Annotated in this window: 6 protein-coding genes; 4 read left to right on the plus strand and 2 right to left on the minus strand. The window is 52.4% G+C overall.

The window, feature by feature from the left end:
- Nucleotides 1–236 precede the first annotated feature (236 nt).
- Complete coding sequence (locus ACR0J8_RS23965) at nucleotides 237–1,199, plus strand: PLP-dependent cysteine synthase family protein (protein WP_480527977.1); 963 nt, start codon at nucleotides 237–239, stop codon at nucleotides 1,197–1,199.
- Nucleotides 1,200–1,353: 154 nt separating this feature from the next.
- Here the strand turns inward: ACR0J8_RS23965 and ACR0J8_RS23970 are convergent, their stop codons facing one another.
- Both ACR0J8_RS23970 and ACR0J8_RS23975 read right to left on the minus strand, forming a co-directional pair.
- Nucleotides 1,354–1,707, minus strand: coding sequence for a putative quinol monooxygenase (locus ACR0J8_RS23970; protein ID WP_480527854.1), 354 nt, complete (start codon nucleotides 1,705–1,707; stop codon nucleotides 1,354–1,356).
- Between the two features lie 96 nt (nucleotides 1,708–1,803).
- The gene (locus ACR0J8_RS23975; RefSeq protein WP_480892803.1) at nucleotides 1,804–2,565 is read right to left on the minus strand and encodes an IclR family transcriptional regulator; all 762 of its coding nucleotides are present in this window, start codon (nucleotides 2,563–2,565) and stop codon (nucleotides 1,804–1,806) included.
- A gap of 70 nt (nucleotides 2,566–2,635) precedes the next feature.
- On the opposite strand from ACR0J8_RS23975, the gene ACR0J8_RS23980 reads away from it, so the two are divergent.
- From ACR0J8_RS23980 to ACR0J8_RS23990, 3 genes are read left to right on the plus strand one after another with little or no spacing between them, the layout of a single operon-like run.
- Entirely contained in the window at nucleotides 2,636–3,991 is a 1,356-nt protein-coding gene (locus tag ACR0J8_RS23980) for a selenium-binding family protein (protein ID WP_480892806.1), read from the plus strand.
- 2 nt (nucleotides 3,992–3,993) lie between these two features.
- Entirely contained in the window at nucleotides 3,994–4,353 is a 360-nt protein-coding gene (locus ACR0J8_RS23985; RefSeq protein WP_480431177.1) for a 2Fe-2S iron-sulfur cluster-binding protein, read from the plus strand.
- A gap of 3 nt (nucleotides 4,354–4,356) precedes the next feature.
- Nucleotides 4,357–4,821 (plus strand): CoA-binding protein, encoded by a 465-nt coding sequence (locus ACR0J8_RS23990; RefSeq protein ID WP_058284103.1) that lies wholly within the window; start codon nucleotides 4,357–4,359, stop codon nucleotides 4,819–4,821.
- The last annotated feature ends 181 nt before the right edge of the window (nucleotides 4,822–5,002 follow it).

Raw genomic sequence — 5,002 nt, forward strand, 5'->3', positions numbered from 1 at the left:
CGGTCAACCAGAAAAGACCAGACATGTTCACCGCTCGTTTTTCAGCCGTGAATCATGCCGACCGCTGGAAATCAATGGGTCCTGACCCTAACGCCAAACCTGATTGCCGCGATAGGTTGTGTCGCCTACAGAGCAGCCTTACGTTACTTTTTGGTGGCTGAGCACCAGGCGCCCAAGTTGCAAAACTCTGCAGTGTCTACCAAAGTTCGCTTCGAAACAGAGTTGGGACTCTTATAATGACTGGTACATTTTGTTCCATTCTCGGAGCGATTGGAAACACACCTTTGGTGTCTCTTGATCGGCTGGTAAAGCATTATGGTTGCGAGGGAAAAATTTTAGCCAAGCTCGATTACTTGAACCCCGGATTCTCCAAAAAAGACCGCGCGGCGCTTGGGGTCATTGAAGCAGCTGAGGCCAATGGCACGTTAGAGCAAGGGCAGACAATCGTTGAGCTGACAAGTGGCAATATGGGCACCGGCCTTGCCATCATCTGCAGTATCAAAGGCTACCCATTCGTTGCTGTCATGTCCAAAGGCAACTCGCCTGAGCGCGCACAAATGATGCAGGCTCTTGGCGCCGAAGTCGTGTTGGTAGATCAAATGCCGGGAAGTCGCCCCGGGGAAGTATCCGGCGCTGACCTCGCAGAGGTTGATCGCGTGGCTACAAAACTGACGATTGAACGCAACGCATTTCGAGCTGACCAATTCCAACGAGAAGGTAATCCGAGTGCCCATGAACATACGACTGGCCCAGAACTTTGGGAACAGTCCGGCGGCAACATCGATGCATTCTGTGATTTTGTCGGATCGGGTGGCACTTTGTCTGGGACTTCCAAGTACCTGCGATCGCGAAATTCAGAGATCAAATGCTATCCCATTGAGCCCGAAGGCGCTGCAGTTATCGCCGGTCAGGAAGTGACAAGCCCCGAACATCCCATTCAGGGAGGAGGGTATGTTATGTGTGATCTCGATTTCCTTCGAGGGTTCGTGTGGGATGGGTTTCTTCAAATTGATGGCCACACAGCGCGTCAGACCTGTCGCGATCTGGCGCGCTTCGAAGGCATTTTCGCTGGGTTTTCTTCCGGCGCTAACGTGGCGGGTGCTGTCGAGCTACTAAAAGGCCCTCACAAAGGCCAGACCGTTTCCGTGATCATTTGCGACTCAGGACTGAAGTACCTTTCTACTGATCTTTTCACGTAGAACTGCCCTTTGACTTAGGGTGCTAAACGTCTGCTTCGTTCGCATAACGGTCATTGACCAAAATTCGACGAAGGTCCGCATCGAGCCCAACGCGGACCAGCACCAAAACCCAAAATTTCCTCGTACCGGTGTTAGCTTCAAACGTCGGTCAATTTTACCATAGTAGCAGGCTTGCTTTTTGCGCCTCGAAACCTTTTGGCGTCGGAAAAAGCGAGCGCATCCTAGCAACAAGTTCGATCTCACCATCCAGCATCTTTCGGACAGTGTTTAACCAGTTATTGAAGGTTTCAGATTCCCAATGATCCTGGACCGCAGCTTCATCCCTGAAGACTTCGTAGAAATAGAACCGATTTGGGTTCGCCTCATCCGCCATAATATGAAACTGGAAAACTTCGGGTTCTTCACTGACAACATTTTGCGCTTGGAAGATGCTGGCGTCCAAAAAGGGCTGCCGATACTCAGGTTTTACGTTGATCACGAAGAACCCACCAAACATTGCATCGTCCATATTTGTCTCCCTCATTGACCTGAAAGCGGCGAAGGTCGCAAAACACACCTGTCCTGCTGGATGGCATTAACCTACAGCACTGCGATACCCATGAACCTAAGCGGATATCCTTTCTTCATCTGCTTCACCCCATCCTAGCGCGCGAGCAAGTTCGTGTGACATTGTGGTAAGTCTATGGCCAATCTTTTCTCGCTCCGAAGGTGTAAACACCCGAAGAGACGCCGTAGCGCCGATTGAAAGCGTCGCACCAACACCTGTCTTAGTCAGCGTTGTTGCGACAGAACTGATTCCGCGCTCGAGTTCTTCAACACATTCGGCATACCCTTTGGCTCGAATGACATCGAGTTCCGCGGCCAGATCCTTGGGGTCTGTAATCGTGCGATCTGTGTACCGCTTAAGCTGCCCATCCAATCGGTCTTGAGACAGCAGCTCAGGCGACACGGCGGCGATTGCCTTGGCGCAAGAGCACGCGTGCATTGGTCGTTTGCCCATACCTGGATGAAGAAAAGACACGCCCGTCTGCGGTGTCTCCACATGAATAATCTCTACCCAATGGCCCCGTAGTCGAGACAAGAAAAACGCAGCGCCATACTCATTCGCGGCGCCGGAGAGCACAGGCGCAATCACTTGCAAAAGTGCGGGATCAGAGTGATCGCTCAACGTGATAAGCTTTAGCCTAATCCCAATCGCGAACTCACCGCGGGCTGGTGATTCAAGGAGGCCGGACAAAACAAGGTCTTGAACCAGCCTGTAGGCCGTCGGTTTAGGTATATCGGACTGGGCACAGATATCCGCTACGGACGCACGTCCTTTTTGACCCACGATTTCCAAAATCAGCGCTAATCGTTCGAGATGCATTTTTCTCACTTTATGATAACTAAGTTTTCGATATACGATACAATTTAGGGAATCAAGGGAGGAGCACTCGATGGATGGACAATGCTGTGGACCGGGCTTCAAGAGTCCGCAAGAAGCCATCAAAGCCCCCCGAGAAAAGCTACTCTACACGATCGCCATCTACACCGGGACAGGGATCCAGAAACCTGATTATCTTGCTACAGTGGATGTCGACCCTGACAGCCCGACCTATTCTCAGGTAATCCATAGGCTGGAAATGCCGGGGATTGGGGACGAGCTTCACCACATGGGGTGGAACGCCTGTTCGTCCTGTCACGACGACGGCTCGATGTCCCGCAAATACCTGATCCTGCCGGGCGTACGCTCTAACAACCTTCACATCGTTGATACAGCCACTGACCCGCGTGCGCCGCGGTTGCATAAGATCATCGACGGGGCCGAGATCAAGGCCAAGGCAGATTTATCGGGCCCGCATACGGTGCATTGTTTGGGCTCGGAAATCATCATTTCCTTCCTTGGAAATGCCAAGGGTGAGGCTCCTGGAGGCTATCTGCATCTCGACAAAGAGTTCAGCATCGTCGGTCGCTGGGAAACCTCGATGGGCGATATCAAGTTTGGCTACGATTTCTGGTACCAACCGCGCCACAACGTGATGGTCAGTTCCGAATGGGCTGCGCCCAATACCTTCATGCCGGGCTTCGATCTGGAAGAAGTGGGCCATCTGAAATATGGGCGGGAGCTGCATTTTTGGGATTTCGAAAAACGCGAACCGGTCGAAAGCTTCTATTTGGGTGAAGACGGGCTGTTGCCACTGGAAGTTAAGTTCCACCATGACCCCGACAGCACGCATGGGTTCTGTGGCGCAGCTCTTTCGACCAATGTGATCCATTGGTGGCAAGACGATGCTAAAAAGTGGCGGTGGGAAAAGATCATCGATGTGGAAAACGAGATGCACCCCGAATGGCCGATCCCGTTGCCGGGGGTTATGTCGGCGATCCTGATCTCGATGGACGACAAATACTTGTACCTGAACAATTGGCTGCATGGAGATATGCGCCAGTATGACGTCACCGACCCGCATAATCCCAAGCTGACCGGGCAAGTGTTTATGGGGGGCCTTTTGGGTAAAGCTCCGATCGTTAACGGGGTCGAGGTCGCGGGTGGTCCACAAATGTTCCAGCTCTCTCTCGACGGACGAAGGCTTTATGTCACGACCTCGCTGTTCTCGACTTGGGATAACCAGTTCTATCCCGAGATCCGCGAAAAGGGCGGGGTTATGGTGATGATCGATTGCGACCCTGAAAACGGTGGTATGAAGATCAACGAGGATTTCATTGTGGACTTTGGCAAAGAACCGAATGGTCCATCGCGCTGTCACGAGAGCCGGTATCCTGGCGGTGATTGCACAAGCGACATCTGGCTATGATTATGTATACCGTGACGATCGCGAACAGAGATGGCGCGCAATACTGTGTGGATGCGCGGCGTCCACTTCTGGAAACGCTGAGAGAACAGGGCGTCGACTTGCCTTTTGGGTGCAAGTATGGCGGCTGCATTACCTGCGCGGCAAAACTACAGAGTGGCGCGATCGATCAACGCCGACAGGTTGCGCTGAATAATCGGCAAATCGCGAACGGCTATGTGATCCTTTGCGTGGCACGTCCGACATCCGACATCACGCTTGAGATCGGGGTCGAGAGCCATGACAAGCTGTACCGCAATCCGTTTCTCGACCCTCTCAAACCCCACGAACTCAAGGCTGACATTGCGACGCCGAAGGAAGGTTAACCGATGCCCGAAGCAGATATCGACCGCATCTATGATTACGACCCCAAATACCTCGCCGACATCCTGCAGTCGGTTAAAACCATTGCAATGGTGGGGGCTAGCGCGGACAAAACGAAATTCAGCTATGGCGTTCTGCGACAGCTGAGTGAAATCGGCTATGATATTCTACCGGTGAATCCTAACCCGAATGTTTCGGAAATTAGGGGGCTCAAGGTCTACCACTCGCTGGAAGAGATCGACAAACATGTTGATATGGTAGACGTTTTTCGCCCGAAGGAAGAGTTATATGCCTTTGCCGAGAAGGCTATCGCAATCGGGGCAAAAGTTCTTTGGGGTCAAATCGGTGTGTACGACGACAAAGCAGCGCAACTCGCCGAAGCGGCGGGCCTTAAAGTCGTGATGAACCGATGCCCCAAGATTGAACTCTTCCGCCCGTTTTGGAAGCCGCGCCTGGACCTAAAGATATGATGGAAATTCGATTGGTAGCGGCCTCCTCAGCATCCAATAAGAGTGCCAGTTGAGATATTGTGCTTGCGGAAGAGAAGACACGTAATCCTGCTGTCTTAGCCCCGTAAAACTGTGCCACTATTTTGGTGTCACGGAAGGGATGATGGATGGCTCGGAAGCGGTATTCGGATGAAGATGCGTT

It is taken from the genome of Ruegeria sp. N11 (genome assembly GCF_056531525.1).

What these genes read in the sequence shown, in the direction of transcription:
- ACR0J8_RS23965 (WP_480527977.1), top strand. Translation starts at nt 237, where the DNA reads ATGACTGGTACATTTTGTTCCATTCTCGGAGCGATTGGAAACACACCT.
- ACR0J8_RS23970 (WP_480527854.1), bottom strand. Translation starts at nt 1,707, where the DNA reads ATGGACGATGCAATGTTTGGTGGGTTCTTCGTGATCAACGTAAAACCT.
- ACR0J8_RS23975 (WP_480892803.1), bottom strand. Translation starts at nt 2,565, where the DNA reads ATGCATCTCGAACGATTAGCGCTGATTTTGGAAATCGTGGGTCAAAAA.
- ACR0J8_RS23980 (WP_480892806.1), top strand. Translation starts at nt 2,636, where the DNA reads ATGGATGGACAATGCTGTGGACCGGGCTTCAAGAGTCCGCAAGAAGCC.
- ACR0J8_RS23985 (WP_480431177.1), top strand. Translation starts at nt 3,994, where the DNA reads ATGTATACCGTGACGATCGCGAACAGAGATGGCGCGCAATACTGTGTG.
- ACR0J8_RS23990 (WP_058284103.1), top strand. Translation starts at nt 4,357, where the DNA reads ATGCCCGAAGCAGATATCGACCGCATCTATGATTACGACCCCAAATAC.